Genomic DNA, 16,790 nt, shown 5'->3' on the forward strand with positions numbered 1-16,790 from the left:
GACACAACTAATTGTGTATCTTTAAAATATAATAAAAAAATTTAATTATAAAATATGTTTCTCAGCATGATAAGAAGAACGAACCAATGGCCCAGATTCTACATGACGGAATCCTAATCCGCGTGCAAAATCTTCGTATTTCTTGAATTGTTCTGGCGTGATAAATTCTTTCAAAGGCAAATGTTTTTTTGTTGGTTGCAAATATTGACCAATTGTAATAACATCTACTTTTGCATTAGCAACTTCCTGAATTGTTTCAAAAACCTCATCTTCAAACTCACCCAAACCAAGCATAATTCCAGTCTTTGTACGACGTTGACCTGCTTCTTTTGCGTAACGTAAAACTTCTAACGATCGATCATATTTTGCTTGTATACGAACTTCTCTTGTTAAACGACGAACAGTTTCCATGTTATGAGATAATACTTCTGGTGAAGCCTCAACTAAACGATCAATGTGTTTTTCAATTCCTTGAAAATCTGGAATCAAAGTTTCCATTGTTGTTCCTGGACTAATTCTACGAACAGCATGTATAGTTTCTGCCCAAATAATAGATCCCATATCTTTCAAATCATCACGATCTACAGACGTTAAAACTGCATGCTTTATTTGCATTAATTTGATAGAACGAGCTACTTTTTCTGGCTCTGCCCAATCCACCTGTTCTGGACGACCAGTTTTTACACCACAAAAACCACACGAACGTGTACATACATTTCCCAAAATCATAAATGTTGCAGTACCTTCTCCCCAACATTCACCCATATTTGGGCAACTACCACTTTGACAAATGGTATTCAATTTATATTTATCAACTAAACCTCTTAATTCTCGATGTTTTTTTCCTGTTGGTAATTTAACACGTAACCATTCAGGTTTTTTTACTCTTCCATCTGGTAATAGCTCAACACTCATACATTACTTTTCTGATTGGCTAATTTACAAAGATTTTTTGGAAGATTTTACATTCTAAACATTGGATTAAATTTTGAATAAAAACAAAAAAAATACAATTTTTAACATTATTTGGAATATTATTTGGGATTAATTTCATATAAAATATTGTGTAAATTAAATATCAAAACTCAATGAAAAAATTAATAATGGCTATTTCTTTCACTAGTTTAATAATCTTTAGCTGTGAAACTAAAAAACATGAAAACATAAACAAGACAGAAGATGTAACATTGGATTCATCTACCACTAACCTTCCTAAAGATAGTTTAACTACAGGTCATGTTGATGAACATAATTCTAAAACATCTATTGATTGGGTTGGTACTTATGAAGGAGTTTTACCTTGTGCTGATTGTGAAGGAATAAAAACAACTTTAACTATTAATAAGGATGAAACTTTTACTTTATCTCAAGAGTATTTAAACAAAAATTTCAAATTAGAAGACAAAGGTAAATTAGAATGGTCTAAAGATGGTGGATCTATCAAAATTACAACTAAAGAGAATGGTAATTTTAATTATAAAGTCGGTGAAAATAAATTATTTTCATTAGATCAAGAAGGAAAAGAGATTACAGGTTCTCTTGCTGATAAATATGTTTTAATAAAACAATAATTTGATAAAGAAATCCCGATACTTTTCGGGATTTTATTTTAAAATAATTTTAATTGTTTAGATTCTAGTTCTAATAGATATTGTTTACGTTTTTTTCCTCCAGCATAACCTGTTAAAGATCCATCAGAACCAATAACTCTGTGACAAGGCACTACTATTGCAATTTTATTTTTCCCATTAGCATTTGCTACAGCTCTTATCGCTAATAAATCTCCAACAGCTATCGATTGATCTTTGTACGATCTTGTTTCTCCAAACGGAATTTTAATTAATTCGTTCCAAACTTTTTTCTGGAAATCAGTTCCAATCAAATCAAGTGGAATTGTAAATTCTTTTAGATTTCCTTCAAAATAATCATTCAATTCATTTTCTAAACGATTCAAAACTTCATCATCCTTTTCCAAAATTTCACCCAAGTTTTCTATTTCTTTGAGTTGTTTTTCGGTCGATTTTCCATCAAAAAACTCTAACATACAAAGTCCTTTTTCCGACTTTATTGCAAGCATTTCTCCAAGAGGTGTTTGTATTTTTTTTGAGCGAAACATTTTATAAAATTTTAGTTGAAAGTTAGAAAAATATAGTCGTAATTTGGTATCAAATTTGTTGTTAAAAATATCATAAAATTAATTTATGAAAAAATCTATTTTTGCGAGTGTTTTCGCATCATTCATTATATTCTCTTGTCAATCAAAAGGTGTTCAACAAGAACAAAAAAATACAGATTCCTCTACAGAAATTACAGAAGCTGTAAAAAAAGAACACAATTCTATGAATTCGTTGGATTGGGCTGGAAAATATGAAGGAACTTTACCTTGTGCCGATTGCGAAGGAATAAAATATATTGTTGAATTGAAAAAAGATGGTAACTTTTTTATTGAGCAAGAATATCTAGGAAAAGAAACAGTTTATCAAGACGAAGGATTTTATAAATGGGATGCTTCTGGAAATGTTTTACATTTAAATTCGAATGTAAGTCCGTTAGTATTGAAAGTTGAAGAAAATAGATTGAAAGTTTTGGATCAACAAGGAAAAGAAATTACAGGAAATTTGAAAGATAAATATATCTTGAAAAAGACTAAATAATAAAAAGCAAAAGGCAATTTCGATTACGGATTGCCTTTTATTTTTGAAATTATATTTAGTTCAATAAATGATCTTTTGTCAATTTGTCAAAAACTTTGATTACACCTATTACTTGAATTTCTTCTTGTAAATATTCTTCAAAAGTAAAATAGTTGTAAGCTTCAATTTCGTTTGTTGGTATTATTTCTTCATTCAAATCGTACAAAAAACAATCTTGTTCCATCAAAAGATTCAGTTCTCCATATGCTTCAGCTGTAATATGACAATAAAAATTGAGATCTTCTTTTACCAAATCTAAACTCAATTCTTCTTTTATCTCTCTTATCAAAGCTGATTTAGAATTTTCACCTTCATCAATTTTCCCTCCAGGTAAATACCACGCCTTTTTATTTTTGCTAAATGTCAAAAGCAGTTTATTGTTTTTAATTACTAATAATCCTGCTGTTGGTAATTGAATCATTTTTATTTTTTTAAACTTTTCTGCCATTCCCAAGCTGTACGCATACTTTCTGCAAGTTTAGTTTCTGGCTTCCATCCTAATTCTTTTTCTACAAGTGAGTTATCCGCATAAGCTTCGATAATATCTCCTGCACGACGTTCTTTTATTTGATAATTTAGTTTCAAATCATTTGCTTCTTCAAACGCATGAACAACTTCTAAAACAGTCGATCCAGTTCCTGTTCCAAGGTTAAAGAATTCTAGCTTCGCTTTATTTTTATTTTCGATCAAACGAGTTACAGCTTTTACATGCGCATCAGCCAAATCATTTACATCTATATAATCACGAATCGCCGTACCATCACGTGTTGGATAATCGTCTCCCCAAACCGATAACTCTTCTCTAATTCCAGCTGCAGTTTGTGTTACATAAGGAATCAAATTATTTGGAATTCCTTTTGGTAATTCTCCAATTTTAGCTGTTGGATGCGCACCTACTGGATTGAAATAACGTAAACAAATCACATTTTTGTCAAATGCAGTAGAGAAATCTTCTAAAATTTCCTCTCCCATTTGTTTCGTTTTTCCATAAGGAGATTCAGGTTTCTTTAAAGGAGTTTGTTCATCTATAGGCATCTTATCTGCTTGCCCATAAACCGTACAAGATGAACTAAAAATAATATTATCAGCGTCAAAATCTTTCATTGCGTCTAAAAGATTAATTAATCCTAAAAGATTGTTACGATAATACATCAACGGTTTTTCAACAGATTCTCCAACCGCTTTATGCGCTGCGAAGTTAATAATTCCATCTATTTTATTTGTTTTGAAAAATTCGTTTACTTTTTCTTGATTCTTTAAATCTATTTCAAAAAAGGCTGGTCTTACATTTGTAATTGATGTAATTCTATCCAAAAAATCAATATCTGTATTTGATAAATCGTCAATTATTACTACTTCATAACCTGCATATTGTAAAGCAACAACAGTATGAGATCCTATATAACCTAAGCCTCCAGTTACTAATATTTTACTCATTTCGTATTTTAAAGTTTCTTTAGTTATTCAAATTTAGGAAAATAAAAAAAGCTTCTGAAACAAATCAGAAGCTTTTAATTTTATCTTAATAAATTATTTTGCAAAAAATTCTCGAACAGCAGATGTGATATAAGCTAATTGCTCTTCATCCAACTCTGTGTGCATTGGTAAAGAAATTACTTCTTCTACCAATTTATTTGTATTTGGAAAATCTGCATCATTATAATGTCCATTATCATATGCCTTTTGCTTACGCAATGGAACTGGATAATAAATCATAGCTGGAATTTCTTTTTCAGTCAAGAAAGCTTGTAATTCATTACGTTTTCCATTTGTTACACGTAATGTATATTGATGGAATACGTGAGTTGTATCTTCCTCTTTTACTGGCGTTAATAATGCGTCAATATCTTTAAAAGCTTCTGTATAATAAGTCGCTGCTTTATTACGAGCCGCATTATAATCATTCAATAAAGGTAATTTACGACGTAAAACTGCTGCTTGAACAGAATCTAAACGAGAGTTCACACCTACTTCATCATGGTAATAACGTTTGTACATTCCATGATTTACAATTCCACGTAAACGATGCGCCAAATCATCATCATTAGTAAAGATTGCTCCACCATCACCATAACAACCTAAATTTTTAGATGGAAAGAAAGATGTACAACCAATATGACCAATTGTTCCAGCTTTTTGCCCTTTGTAATCGGCTCCAATTGCTTGTGCAGTATCTTCTACAACATACAAATTGTGTTCTTTTGCAATTGACATAATCTCGTCCATATTTGCACATTGACCAAATAAATGAACTGGAATAATCGCTTTAGTTTTTGGTGTAATTGCCGCTTTCAATTTCTCTGTATCAATTGTAAAAGTATCATAATCAACATCAACTAAAATTGAATTTAATTTCAATAAATCAATAACTTCTACTGTTGCAGCAAATGTAAAATCAGCCGTAATAACCTCGTCACCTGGCTCTAAACCTAATGCCATCAAAGCAATTTGCAACGCATCAGTTCCGTTTCCGCAAGGAATTACGTGTTTTACATTTAAATAATATTGCAATTCAGTTTCGAACTGTTTTACTTCTGGTCCATTAATAAAAGCAGCCGAATCTAAAACATTCATAATTGCTGCATCAACGTCTCCTTTTATTTTTTGATATTGACTTTGTAAGTCAACCATTTGTATTTTTTTCATAACTTAATGAATCTTTCAAAATCTACAACTTTAAAAAGTCGTTATTATTACAACAAATGTACAAAAAAAGCTCATTCTAAATTTTTAACTTTGCAACATTGTGCAAGGATTTTATAACACATCAATTAAGGCGTACGGAATGGCGTTAAAATTGGCTTCGAATTTCAACGAAAAAGCAAAACTTTGGGTAGATGGCAGGAAAAATTGGGAAGAAAAAATAGCTTCTAAAATTTCTGAAACAGATAAAGTTTTGTGGATACATTGTTCATCTTTAGGCGAATTCGAGCAAGGTCGACCTGTCATTGAAGCGTTAAAAGAAAAATATCCAACACATAAAATTGCTGTTTCGTTTTTTTCACCTTCTGGTTATGAAATCAGAAAGAATTATCAAGGTGCAGATGTTATTTTTTATTTGCCTTTGGATACAAAATCGAATGCAGAAAAGTTGATAAAAGTGCTTCATCCAGAGATTTTGGTTTTGGTAAAATACGAATATTGGTTCAATTTGATTACAGAATTACATCAACAAAAGATTCCAATAATTGTAGTTTCATCTATTTTTAGAGAAAGTCAAAACTTTTTTAAGAAAAATGGAAATAATTGGTTTGCAAAAAAATTGAGTTTAATTAATCACTTTTTTATTCAAAACCAAAAATCTAAAAATTTATTAGATTCGATTCAAATTACTCAAAATACAATTGCTGGTGACACGCGTTTTGACCGTGTAAAACAAATTGTTCATCAAGATAATCAGTTGGATTTTATGAATAGTTTTAAACAAAATTCAAAATTAATTGTGGTTGGAAGTTCTTGGCCAAAAGATGAAGAATTATTTATTAATTTAATCAACCAAAAATTAACTGATGATTGGAAAATTGTTTTTGCACCACATAATTTGAATGATGCTGAAATCAGTTCTTTTCTGAGTAAAATCAATCAAAAAGCAGTTAAATTTTCTGATTTAGAAAAAACATCACAACAAGATTTAATTGATTCGAAAATTTTTATTCTGAATACAATTGGTATTTTATCAAAAGTCTATTCTTATGCAGATATTACGTATATTGGAGGAGGTTTTGGTGCTGGAATTCATAATACGTTAGAAGCCGTAACATTTGGAACCCCTGTTATTTTTGGTCCTAAATACAAGAAATTTCAGGAAGCAGTTGATTTAATTGAAATTGGCGGAGGATTTTCTATCACTAATCAAAATGAATTTGATACAATTATGAATCGTTTGATGAATGATGAAAATTATCGAAAAGAAAGTGGAAAAAAAGCAGGAGATTTCGTTCAAAATTCGCCAAATGCAACTAAAATTATTTTACAATATTTAGAGAATATGTTGTAAATCTTTAAATTTTATCACTTTTCAACAAAAAAGGCATAGATATTGTGAGTCAAAAAAGCATTATTGATTTTTTTGATAATGAATCAATTATAATATATGAATAAAACTTTACTTTTGAATTTTATATAAATAACTCAAACTTAAGTAATAAAAAAAATGAAAAAACTAATCTTAGGGATAGCACTTTTCGGTGGATTAAGTGCAGCAAACGCGCAAATTGATTTAGGAATAAAAGGAGGTCTTAACTTCCCTACTTTATCAGGAGACTCAAGACAATTGTATGAGAATCAAACAAAATTTAGAACAGATTTCTATGTTGGTGGTTATGCAAACTACAAAATAACGGATCAAATTAGTTTTCAACCAGAACTTTTGTATTCTAAACAAGGTGCTGGATTAAAAACAAATGATAATTCAAAAGCTAAATTAATTACGCATAATATTAATATTCCTTTAATGGGACGTTACGAAATTATGGACGGTTTAAATGTTGAATTTGGTCCACAATTAGGTTTCTTAGTTTCTGCTAAAGAAAAATATGAATTAGGTAAAGAAAATACGAAGATAAAAGCTACTGACAATTTCAAAACATTTGACTTCGGCTTAAATTTTGGTGCAGCATATAAAATCACTGATGAATTAGAAATTAATGCTCGTTTTACAAAAGGATTATCAAATATTAATGATTATTATCCGCAAGCAATAAATGATAATTACAAAATTACTAACACATATTTTAGTGTTGGTGTCGCATATAAATTAACAGAAATGTAATTTATTTCAAATAAAAATATACAAAGGAGCTAAAAGCTCCTTTTTTTTGTGGTTAATTGTAAAACAATTTTGTCTTGTCAAATTAAATTCTATATTTGTAGTAATTAAATTACAATTGTAGATATGAAAGTTAAATTATCAAGAAGAGAAGAAGAGGTTATGGAAGTTATTTGGAGCGGAAAACAAGTTTTTGCGAAAGATATTATTGATTCTTATGACGATCCGAAACCTGCAAATACTACAATTTCCACCTTATTAAAAAGGATGCATGACAAAGGATATATTGATTACGAGCAAATGGGAAACTCGCGTCGATACTATGCTTTAGTAAAAAAGGATGATTATTTTTCGAAAGAAGTAAAAGGAATTATTTCAAACTTCTTTAATAATTCGGCAACACAATTTGCTTCATTTTTTGCAAAATCGAACAATATGTCAGTCGAAGAATTAGAAAAATTACGTGATATAATTGACAACGAAATAGATCGCAAAAAGAAATAGCCTATGGTTGCTTTTTTTATAAAATTTATTCTTTGTTCCGGATTTTTATATTCGTTTTATAAACTTTTTTTGGAACGCGAAAGCATGTATAAAATCAATCGTTTTTATCTGTTGTTTTCGTTGATATTTTCGTTGATGGCACCTTTGTACAAAATCGATTTGCCTATAACAGCGACTGAAGCGAATATTTCACCTGAACTCTTAGCTTTTTTAATGCAAAATCCTGAATTATTGCAACAAGAAAAAGGAGTTAATTTTGGTGATATTTTGAATGTTATTTACATTTTGGTTGGTGTAATTTTTCTTGTAAGATTTATCTACAATTTGTACGAATTGATGTTCAAAATAAAGACAGAAGAAAAAATAAAAGATCAAAATATTACTTATATTCTTGATTTAGATTCGAATCAACCGTATAGTTTTTGGAAATATATTTTTATTCCTGAAAAACAACTTAAAAATTTACATCAAAATTTAATTGACCACGAAAAAGCACATTGTATTCAGAAACATAGTTTGGATATTTTGTTAATTGAAATTTTTCAAATTCTTTTTTGGTTCAATCCGTTTGTTTATTTCTATAAAAAATCAATCAAACTAAATCATGAGTTTTTGGCTGATGAGTATGTATTGAAAAAGAACTCAGATTTAAAAACTTACCAATATCAAATTTTAGATTGTATTGCAACGCAAAATCCATCAATGATGGCAAGTAATTTCAATTTTATTCTAACTAAAAAACGCCTACTTATGATGACGAAAAATACATCAAAACGAAAAGTAAAAATTCTTTCTTTTGCTTCATTGCCTTTTATATTGAGTGCTTTTGTTCTTTTTAGTCAAAAATCGTTTGCGCAAGAAGTAGAGAAAAAAGCTCAAAAAGTAGAACAAGCCTTGGAAAAACCTGTTCAATCTCAAGCTGAAACTCTTCTAAACCATGCTAATAAATTAAGTGATTCTCTTCTTAAAACAGCAAAAATTGAAGATGTAAAAAAAGCTGATCAATTAGAAAAAATTTTGACAAAAGATGAATTAAAAAATATTCTAAAAAGTAATCCGCAAAACAAAATTATCTTAAATGATGCTGGAGACATTATCCTAAATGATTCAATCAAAATAAAAGATATTGTCTTGAGAAAAGACTTAGTTCCTACAATTCTATATGGAACAGATAGAAAAGTTTTGCAAAAAATTGATCCAAAAGAGATTGACAAAATGTTTGTTAAAAAGAATGAAGGTTTAATTGAAATTATCAAAAAAGATTCAAGTGTCATTAAAATTTTTAATTTAGAAAAGAATATTCCTAATATTGATAAAAAAAATATAGGAAAAACAACTCCTACAAAAATGCTAATGATAACGAATAACATAACATTTAAAGATGGTTTGTCTATTTATACAGATAAAAATGAAGTTGAGCATAAAATCCAAAATTCTGAAATTGATAAAATTTATATCACAAAAAATAAAAATGGAATAACCGAAAGTAAAGAGTTCGATATGTCTAAATTTCCAAAAACAATTACGAGTCTAAAGATAAATAAGAAAAATGATAACGATGATGACGTAAATATCACTGTTCTTCCTAAAAATGGATATTCTTATAATTATACCTTTACAAAATCTAATCAGCCTTTATCAAAACAATTAGATCTACGAATGAAAGAATTAAAATTACAAGAAGAAAATACAAAAAAACAAATAAAGGAAATCGAGAGATTACAAAAAGAAGAACGTAAAAATAATAAATAGAATTAGTATCTTTTTTATGTTATTGTTATATTTTTACAGAACTTTAAAATTTTACTTATATGAAAAAATATTTATGTTTTATTCCATTATTAGCATTAGCTATTAATTCAAACGCTCAAACTAAATTTGGAGCTAAAGCAGGTCTTAATATTTCAAATTTATCTGGAAACAGTCAAAATGCTGATGCAAAGGTTGGTTTTCACGTTGGAGGTTATGCTAATATCAAATTTGCAGATAAGTTTGCTTTTCAACCAGAATTATTATATTCTACACAAGGAGCTAAAGAATCTGGGGAAATTTATGTTAATGAACAAATTGGTGATGTAAATGCTGATGTAAAGTATAAACTAGATTATATTAACGTTCCTTTAATGTTTAAATTTTATCCTACACAAGGTTTCAATATTGAAGCTGGTCCACAAGTAGGCTTTTTAGTAAGTTCTAAATTAAATGTAAAAACTACTGCTCTAGGACAAAAAATTGATCAAGATGTAGATATGAAAGATTACTTAAAATCTATAGATTTCGGATTAAACATTGGATTAGGATATGAGTTTTCAAATGGTCTTAATGCAGGAGCTCGTTACAATTTTGGGCTTTCAAATATCTCAGATGAAAATGGAGGTAAAATTAAAAACTCAGTATTTTCAATTGGTTTAGGATATTCTTTCTAATTAATATCATAAAAATATATAAAAAAGGAAACTTACATGAAGTTTCCTTTTTTTAAATACAATAAAAAAATGTATTAATAAAATAATTATATCTAATTAAAATCATAAACAAATTGAAAATATAAAATTTTAATTGACTTTAAATTACGATATTTTTAAAAAAATCACTTTTTTCACATTTTTTAAAAATATTAATGTTAATATAATATTGATAATTTGAAACTTATCTGTTTTATAAACGAATATATATAACTATCTGATTTTAATCATTTTACAAACGATTCATTCGCTATACATTTGTTGAACAATTTAAATCATATAAATATGAAAAAAATATTTTTACTAGTTGCAACTGTTTTTGCTTTTTCTAATGCTAATGCCCAAGAAAACGAAGGTTTTAAAGGGAAATGGTTCTTAATGGGACAAGCTGGTTATGGAACTTCTAATGATGGTGATACTCAAAATTATAGTATTTTACCAGCTGTTGGTAATTTTATTTCACCAACTGTCGCTGTTGGAGGAGCTGTTGGATATGTAGGAGGCAAAAATGAAACAGGTGTGTCTACAATTAAAACAAATCAGTTTATTGTTCAACCTTTAGTAAGAAAATACTGGGGAATAAATGATAAATTATTTATTTTCGGACAAGCTGCTGTTCCTCTTGTTTTTGGAAAAGACACTTATGAACCTCTAACTGGAGGAAAAGACGAGTCTAAATACACTGCATATGGAATTGAGATTGCACCAGGTTTAGATTATTTCTTATCTTCTCATTGGTCTATTGAAACAACTTTTGGTCTTGCTTCTTGGAGCTCTGTAAAACCTAAAGATGGAGATGCTTCAAATGACTTTAACTTCGGATTAAATTCAGGTTTATTAAGTGGTGTAAAAATTGGAGTAAAATATATATTCTAAATAATTTAGAATATAAACTTTTTTCATTATAACATTTCTATGGAAGCTCAATTGAGCTTCCTTTTTTATTACGTCATGTTTTGTCTTTCTGATTTCTTATTTTTGAGAAGATTGTTTAACTTTCCTAAAAATTCAGAATTTGTTACAAGCAGGCGATTTCAAAATTTACAATGCTTCCGCTGGAGCAGGTAAAACTTACACCTTGGTAAAGGAATTTCTTTCGTTGTTATTAACCAATGAAAGCGATTATCATTTCGAGCATATTTTAGCCATTACGTTTACCAACAAAGCGGCTGGCGAAATGAAGGAACGTATCATCGAAACCTTAGAAGAAATTGCTAAAAATCCTAACCCAAAAGAAGATCAATATATTCTCGAATTAGCTTCTGAACTGAATTTGAAGCCTGAAATTATCAAGACAAAAGCGTACAATATTCTGATTGCAATTCTTCATAATTATTCTAAATTTTCTATTTCTACGATTGATAAATTTAATCTACGATTGATGAAATCTTTCGCACAAGATTTAGGTTTATCAATGAATTTTGATGTCGAAATGAATACGAATGAGATCATTAACGAATCGGTTGATTTGTTGTATTCAAAAATTGGAGAAGACGAAAAATTAACGCAAACAATGATCAAAATTGCGTTGGATAATATGGACGAAAATAAATCGTGGGATATTCGAAAAACGCTTTCTTCAGACACTTCGGACATTTCTAATGATCGACATTTACAAGATTTAGAAAAATTAAAAAACATTTCGTTAGACGAATTTATTCGTTACCGAAAAGTTATTTTTGATGATATAAAAACTTTGAAAGATGGTTTGATTACAATTGGAAATGAGTTTTTCGAGTTGCTTGCAAACAATGGAATTTCGGTAAATGAATTACCAGGAAAAAGTCGAGGAATTGCTGCTTTTTTCCAGAAATTAAAAAACTTTGATGGTTTTGGTTTGATTTTACCAACCGATGCGAATACAAAAGATATTTTGGAAGAAGGATATCTTTCGAAAGTGAAAGATGCAATTGCTGAATCTATTTTTCCTCAAGTGAAAGATTTGTTCGAAAAAGCTGCGAACATCAACGATCACTTACTTTTATTAACTTCAATTCAGAAAAATATTTCATCAATTTCGTTGATTAATGAGGTTGAAAAATCATTGGATTCGATCAAAAAAGATTCGAATGTTTTGTTGATTAATGAATTTAACACCATTATCAGTAAAAATCTGCAACAACAACCTGCCAATTTTATTTATGAGAGAATCGGTTCGCGCTATAATCATTATTTTATTGATGAATTTCAGGATACATCGACGTTACAATGGAATAATCTGAATCCGTTGGTCGAAAATGCACGCGCCCAATCTGACACGATTATGCTAGTAGGTGATGCAAAACAGTCTATTTATCGTTGGCGTGGTGGGAATCCAGCGCAAATGATTGATTTAATTGACAGAAAAGAGGAAGAAAATATAAAAGTTGAAGAATTAGAAAAAAATTGGCGAAGTCACGAAAATATTATTCAATTTAACAATGAATTGTATTCTTTTATCGCGCCACAACTCAATTTACCGAGTTTTCAATATTTGTACGAAATCGGAAATAAACAATTAACTAATCATCAAAAAAATGGTTTTGTCAAAATAAATTTCATTGAGCAAGAAGGTCGCTCGAAAGATTTATTTAAAGAACAAAATTTAGAATTGGTTCTAAAAACAATTGAAGATTGTCGAGCAAATGGTTTCTCATTAAATGATATTGCGATTTTGGTTCGTAGCAATGCGCAAGGAATTTTATTAGCGAAATATTTGACCGAAAATAATTTAATTGTCATTTCTAATGAAGCCTTGTTGTTAAAAAATTCTTTCGAGATTCAATTAATTGAATATTTGTTCAAAATCACATCAAATCCACAAGACGAACAATCAAAAATTCGTTTTTTGATGGTTGCTTACGAATTAGAATTATTCAAAACAGAGGATTTAACAATCACAGTTGAAAAAGCATTAAAAGGTGATTTGTCAAAGTTTTTAAAATTAACCAAATTACTTGGAATTGATTTAGATTTTATTCAAGATCAAAACCTTTCGTTATATGATTTTACAGAAAAAGCTATTCGAACGTTACATTTACAAGAACGTTCACCCGCTTATATTTTAAGTTTTTTGGATATTATTTTAGAATATTCATCGAAGAATGAATCTGATCTGAATTCATTTCTTGAGTTTTGGTCAACTATCAAAGATAAAGCGAGTATCAAAACACCAAAAGGTGTCGATGCAATCCAGATTATGACGATTCATAAATCAAAAGGTTTGGAATTTCCAATTGTAATTTTACCATTTTTGGATTGGCAAAGTAAGAATTCTAAAATTTGGATTCCATTACAAAAAGATGAAGAAAATCCCTTCGAAACATTTTATGTTGGAATTAATAATGAATTGAAATCAATCAAAAATAAGGCGATAAAATCGAAGATTGATGAAGAAGAAAATTTGGTTCAATTGGATGAAATTAATACGCTTTATGTTGCAACAACGCGTGCAAAAGAGCAATTGTATATGATTGCGCTAAAACCAAAAGAGTCTTCAAAATCAAAAAACATTGCAAATTATTTACACGAGTTTGTTTTCAGTAAAGGTTTTTCTGAGGATGAAGTTATTTTGAAAGGTTCTCCTGAACGAATTTCAACTCCAAAAATTATAGAAAACTCTTCGGCTGAGTTAAAAATTTATTCTTCGGATTGGAATACGCGTTTAGTAATTAATACCAATTCGGAAAAAGCGCAAGAAAAGTTGAAATTCACCGAATTTGGAAATACAATTCATAACATTTTATCACAAATTGTTATACAAAATGATTTGCCAAAAATCATTGAAAGTGAAAAACAACGTGGTACAATTTCTGCCGAAAATGTTGAACATCTACAAAAAACCTTGCAAAATTTATTACAAGACGCTAAATTAGTTCCATATTTTGCTGAAAGTTTAACGGTTTTGAATGAACGCGATTTTATTGATGAAAATGGACAGATTTTCAGAGCCGATCGTGTGGTAATTGATGTAGAAAATAATTGTTCGATTATCGATTATAAAACTGGTCAACCCGATTTAGATCATCATTTTCAAGTGAATAGATATGCTGATTTTTTTAGAAATTTAGGTTATAATATTCAGACCAAAATCTTGATTTATATTGATGATGAACAGCAAAAAATAAATGTTGTAGAGGTATTTTGATGAATGAAAATGTAAAATTAAAATTAGCGAGTTTACCCGAAACGCCCGGTGTTTATCAGTATTATAACAAAAAAGGGGATTTGTTATACATTGGCAAAGCGAAAAACTTGAAGCGTCGCGTGAATTCGTATTTCAATAAACAACACGATTCGAAACGTTTGCGTGTTTTGGTGAGTAATATTGATAACATCGAAACCATCAACGTAAATTCTGAATATGACGCATTGTTGTTGGAAAATAATTTGATTAAAGAACATCAGCCGCGATACAATATTTTATTAAGAGATGATAAAACCTATCCTTGGATTTGCATTAAAAATGAACGATTTCCACGTATTTTTTCGACTCGAAATGTTATCAAAGATGGTTCGGAATATTTTGGACCATATTCTAACGGAAAAGCGATGAAAGTTTTGTTAGGTTTGATCAAAGAATTGTATCAACTAAGAACGTGTTCGTATGATTTGAGCGAGAAAAATATCGAAAATCATAAGTTCAAAGTTTGCTTGGAATATCATATTGGCAATTGTCTTGGACCTTGTGAAGCTTATCAAATAGAAGAAGAATATAACGAACAAATTTCGGCAATTCGTAATATTATCAAAGGAGAATTTAACGAAGCAAAGCAATATTTGGTTAACCAAATGACGAAATATGCTGCTGAATTGAAGTTTGAAAAAGCGCAAATGATTAAAGAAAAAATCGAAGCGTTGCAGAATTATCAATCTCGTTCTACAATTGTTTCGCCTACCATTACCAATGTTGATGTTTTTTCGATTACGTCGGACGAAGAATATGCCTATGTCAATTTTATGAAAATTTATCATGGCGCAATTATACAGTCGCATACGGAGGAATGGAAAAAGAAATTGGACGAAACGGATGAAGATTTATTGGAGCGTGCAATTATTGATTTTTCGGAACGATTTAATTTAACTTCTAAAGAAATTTATATTCCATTTGAATTGAGTTTAGAAATTCCGTTCAGAAAAATTACAGTTCCAAAAATTGGAGATAAAAAACATATTGTCGATTTATCGTTAAAAAATACCCGAATTTATCGTTTAGAACAGCTTAAACAAACCAAAATCGTCGATCCTGATCGTCATACAAATCGTATCATGAATCAGATGAAAGTTGATTTACGTTTGCCTGCAGAACCTCGACATATCGAAGGTTTTGATAACTCTAATATTCAAGGAACGAATCCTGTTTCGGCTTGTGTGGTGTTCAAAAATGGAAAACCAAGTAAGAAAGATTATCGCATTTTCAATGTTAAAACCGTAGAAGGACCGAACGATTTTGCTACGATGGAAGAGGTGATTGAAAGACGATATTCGAGAGTTTTGGCAGAAGGCGAATCTTTGCCTCAATTAATTTTGATTGATGGTGGAAAAGGGCAATTAAGTTCGGCTCTAAAATCGATTGATCGTTTAGGATTACGCGGAAAAGTTTCGGTGATTGGAATTGCGAAACGTTTAGAAGAAATTTATTATCCAGATGATCCTTATCCGTTATATTTGGACAAAAATTCTGAAACCTTGAAAGTGCTTCAACATGTGCGAGATGAATCGCATCGATTTGGAATTACACGTCACCGAAATCGACGTAGTAAAAACGCTTATAATTCGGTTTTGGAAGATATAGAAGGTATCGGTCCGCAAACAATTAAAGAATTATTAACAAAATTTAAATCGGTCGAACGAATAAAAAATGCATCTTTGTTAGAATTAACCGATTGTATAGGAAAATCTAAAGCAAAAAAAATAAAAGATTATTTTTCGAATGATGAAAAATCTACTAATTGACAGAGATTTAACGTCTCTTTTGAACAATCCAAAGCTACAAGCCACTTTGGCAATTGTTCCTATCACTTTATTTGTACTTGGCTTGTTAAGTTATTTTGGAATTTTTTATTCTATGTTTAGCACGCTCGATGCGCAGCTAGGACATTTAGGAAGTTCTAAATCGTTATTGAGTGCGTTATTAGGAAATCTTATCATTTTTATCTTTTTGGTATTAATGAGTTTTTTCACTGGCGTAATCTCTTTTGTGTACTTTATTGTGCATGCTTTAAAGAATCCAAATTTGATAAAAAGTGACGATCGTTTAGTTTGGATTACAGTTATTATTTTTGGGAACGGAATCGGAATTTTTGTTTATTGGCTTTCGCAAATTAAACGAAAATCACCTAGACCAATTATTGATTTATACACAGATGATATTTAAAACTA

The 16,790-nt window shown here is 29.5% G+C and carries 16 protein-coding genes; 11 read left to right on the top strand and 5 right to left on the bottom strand.

Annotation, left to right across the window (positions count from 1 at the left end):
* Nucleotides 1-45: 45 nt before the first annotated feature.
* Nucleotides 46-915, bottom strand: coding sequence for a lipoyl synthase (gene lipA, locus E4J94_RS00365; RefSeq protein ID WP_135833933.1), 870 nt, complete (start codon nucleotides 913-915; stop codon nucleotides 46-48).
* A 173-nt stretch (nucleotides 916-1,088) separates the two neighbouring features.
* Between lipA and E4J94_RS00370 the strand changes: the two genes are divergently transcribed.
* Nucleotides 1,089-1,571 carry a copper resistance protein NlpE gene (locus E4J94_RS00370; protein WP_135833934.1) on the top strand — a complete coding sequence of 161 codons (483 nt, stop codon included), beginning with the start codon at nucleotides 1,089-1,091 and terminating at the stop codon, nucleotides 1,569-1,571.
* 38 nt (nucleotides 1,572-1,609) lie between these two features.
* On the opposite strand, the gene E4J94_RS00375 is transcribed toward E4J94_RS00370, so the two are convergent.
* Nucleotides 1,610-2,116, bottom strand: a complete 507-nt coding sequence (locus tag E4J94_RS00375) for a methylated-DNA--[protein]-cysteine S-methyltransferase (RefSeq protein ID WP_135833935.1) — start codon at nucleotides 2,114-2,116, stop codon at nucleotides 1,610-1,612.
* Nucleotides 2,117-2,201: 85 nt separating this feature from the next.
* On the opposite strand from E4J94_RS00375, the gene E4J94_RS00380 reads away from it, so the two are divergent.
* Complete coding sequence (locus E4J94_RS00380; RefSeq protein WP_135833936.1) at nucleotides 2,202-2,654, top strand: copper resistance protein NlpE; 453 nt, start codon at nucleotides 2,202-2,204, stop codon at nucleotides 2,652-2,654.
* A 55-nt stretch (nucleotides 2,655-2,709) separates the two neighbouring features.
* Here the strand turns inward: E4J94_RS00380 and E4J94_RS00385 are convergent, their stop codons facing one another.
* The 3 genes from E4J94_RS00385 to E4J94_RS00395 all read right to left on the bottom strand — a co-directional run bounded on the left by E4J94_RS00385 (nucleotide 2,710) and on the right by E4J94_RS00395 (nucleotide 5,339).
* Nucleotides 2,710-3,114 (bottom strand): NUDIX hydrolase, encoded by a 405-nt coding sequence (locus E4J94_RS00385; protein WP_135833937.1) that lies wholly within the window; start codon nucleotides 3,112-3,114, stop codon nucleotides 2,710-2,712.
* Nucleotides 3,115-3,116: 2 nt separating this feature from the next.
* Complete coding sequence (gene galE / locus E4J94_RS00390) at nucleotides 3,117-4,130, bottom strand: UDP-glucose 4-epimerase GalE (RefSeq protein WP_135833938.1); 1,014 nt, start codon at nucleotides 4,128-4,130, stop codon at nucleotides 3,117-3,119.
* A 93-nt stretch (nucleotides 4,131-4,223) separates the two neighbouring features.
* On the bottom strand, nucleotides 4,224-5,339 hold the full coding sequence (locus E4J94_RS00395) for a DegT/DnrJ/EryC1/StrS family aminotransferase (protein ID WP_135833939.1): 1,116 nt from the start codon (nucleotides 5,337-5,339) through the stop codon (nucleotides 4,224-4,226).
* A 100-nt stretch (nucleotides 5,340-5,439) separates the two neighbouring features.
* Here E4J94_RS00395 and E4J94_RS00400 point away from each other — a divergent pair, with 100 nt between their 5' ends.
* From E4J94_RS00400 to E4J94_RS00440, 9 genes are all read left to right on the top strand, one after another.
* Nucleotides 5,440-6,690 (top strand): 3-deoxy-D-manno-octulosonic acid transferase, encoded by a 1,251-nt coding sequence (locus E4J94_RS00400; protein WP_135833940.1) that lies wholly within the window; start codon nucleotides 5,440-5,442, stop codon nucleotides 6,688-6,690.
* Between the two features lie 156 nt (nucleotides 6,691-6,846).
* Nucleotides 6,847-7,464 carry a porin family protein gene (locus E4J94_RS00405; protein ID WP_135833941.1) on the top strand — a complete coding sequence of 206 codons (618 nt, stop codon included), beginning with the start codon at nucleotides 6,847-6,849 and terminating at the stop codon, nucleotides 7,462-7,464.
* Nucleotides 7,465-7,587: 123 nt separating this feature from the next.
* Nucleotides 7,588-7,965 (top strand): BlaI/MecI/CopY family transcriptional regulator, encoded by a 378-nt coding sequence (locus tag E4J94_RS00410; protein WP_135833942.1) that lies wholly within the window; start codon nucleotides 7,588-7,590, stop codon nucleotides 7,963-7,965.
* An 84-nt stretch (nucleotides 7,966-8,049) separates the two neighbouring features.
* On the top strand, nucleotides 8,050-9,717 hold the full coding sequence (locus tag E4J94_RS00415; RefSeq protein ID WP_168801805.1) for a M56 family metallopeptidase: 1,668 nt from the start codon (nucleotides 8,050-8,052) through the stop codon (nucleotides 9,715-9,717).
* Between the two features lie 59 nt (nucleotides 9,718-9,776).
* Nucleotides 9,777-10,391, top strand: a complete 615-nt coding sequence (locus E4J94_RS00420) for a porin family protein (protein WP_135833944.1) — start codon at nucleotides 9,777-9,779, stop codon at nucleotides 10,389-10,391.
* Between the two features lie 324 nt (nucleotides 10,392-10,715).
* Nucleotides 10,716-11,306, top strand: coding sequence for an outer membrane beta-barrel protein (locus E4J94_RS00425; protein ID WP_135833945.1), 591 nt, complete (start codon nucleotides 10,716-10,718; stop codon nucleotides 11,304-11,306).
* A 139-nt stretch (nucleotides 11,307-11,445) separates the two neighbouring features.
* Nucleotides 11,446-14,556: a UvrD-helicase domain-containing protein gene (locus E4J94_RS00430; RefSeq protein ID WP_135833946.1), complete on the top strand. Its 3,111-nt coding sequence runs from the start codon at nucleotides 11,446-11,448 to the stop codon at nucleotides 14,554-14,556.
* A complete protein-coding gene (gene uvrC / locus E4J94_RS00435) occupies nucleotides 14,556-16,364 on the top strand; it encodes an excinuclease ABC subunit UvrC (protein WP_135833947.1) in 1,809 nt (602 codons plus the stop codon). The genes E4J94_RS00430 and uvrC overlap by 1 nt, the downstream gene beginning before the upstream one ends.
* Nucleotides 16,345-16,785, top strand: a complete 441-nt coding sequence (locus E4J94_RS00440) for a hypothetical protein (RefSeq protein WP_246034219.1) — start codon at nucleotides 16,345-16,347, stop codon at nucleotides 16,783-16,785. The genes uvrC and E4J94_RS00440 overlap by 20 nt, the downstream gene beginning before the upstream one ends.
* Nucleotides 16,786-16,790: the final 5 nt, after the last annotated feature.

It is taken from the genome of Empedobacter tilapiae, from assembly GCF_004785645.1.
Lineage (GTDB): Bacteria > Bacteroidota > Bacteroidia > Flavobacteriales > Weeksellaceae > Empedobacter > Empedobacter tilapiae.

Bases quoted from the DNA above. Each gene is read 5' to 3' on its own strand.
- lipA (WP_135833933.1), bottom strand. From the start codon at position 915: ATGAGTGTTGAGCTATTACCAGATGGAAGAGTAAAAAAACCTGAATGG.
- E4J94_RS00370 (WP_135833934.1), top strand. From the start codon at position 1,089: ATGAAAAAATTAATAATGGCTATTTCTTTCACTAGTTTAATAATCTTT.
- E4J94_RS00375 (WP_135833935.1), bottom strand. From the start codon at position 2,116: ATGTTTCGCTCAAAAAAAATACAAACACCTCTTGGAGAAATGCTTGCA.
- E4J94_RS00380 (WP_135833936.1), top strand. From the start codon at position 2,202: ATGAAAAAATCTATTTTTGCGAGTGTTTTCGCATCATTCATTATATTC.
- E4J94_RS00385 (WP_135833937.1), bottom strand. From the start codon at position 3,114: ATGATTCAATTACCAACAGCAGGATTATTAGTAATTAAAAACAATAAA.
- galE (WP_135833938.1), bottom strand. From the start codon at position 4,130: ATGAGTAAAATATTAGTAACTGGAGGCTTAGGTTATATAGGATCTCAT.
- E4J94_RS00395 (WP_135833939.1), bottom strand. From the start codon at position 5,339: ATGAAAAAAATACAAATGGTTGACTTACAAAGTCAATATCAAAAAATA.
- E4J94_RS00405 (WP_135833941.1), top strand. From the start codon at position 6,847: ATGAAAAAACTAATCTTAGGGATAGCACTTTTCGGTGGATTAAGTGCA.
- E4J94_RS00410 (WP_135833942.1), top strand. From the start codon at position 7,588: ATGAAAGTTAAATTATCAAGAAGAGAAGAAGAGGTTATGGAAGTTATT.
- E4J94_RS00415 (WP_168801805.1), top strand. From the start codon at position 8,050: ATGTATAAAATCAATCGTTTTTATCTGTTGTTTTCGTTGATATTTTCG.
- E4J94_RS00420 (WP_135833944.1), top strand. From the start codon at position 9,777: ATGAAAAAATATTTATGTTTTATTCCATTATTAGCATTAGCTATTAAT.
- E4J94_RS00425 (WP_135833945.1), top strand. From the start codon at position 10,716: ATGAAAAAAATATTTTTACTAGTTGCAACTGTTTTTGCTTTTTCTAAT.
- uvrC (WP_135833947.1), top strand. From the start codon at position 14,556: ATGAATGAAAATGTAAAATTAAAATTAGCGAGTTTACCCGAAACGCCC.
- E4J94_RS00440 (WP_246034219.1), top strand. From the start codon at position 16,345: ATGAAAAATCTACTAATTGACAGAGATTTAACGTCTCTTTTGAACAAT.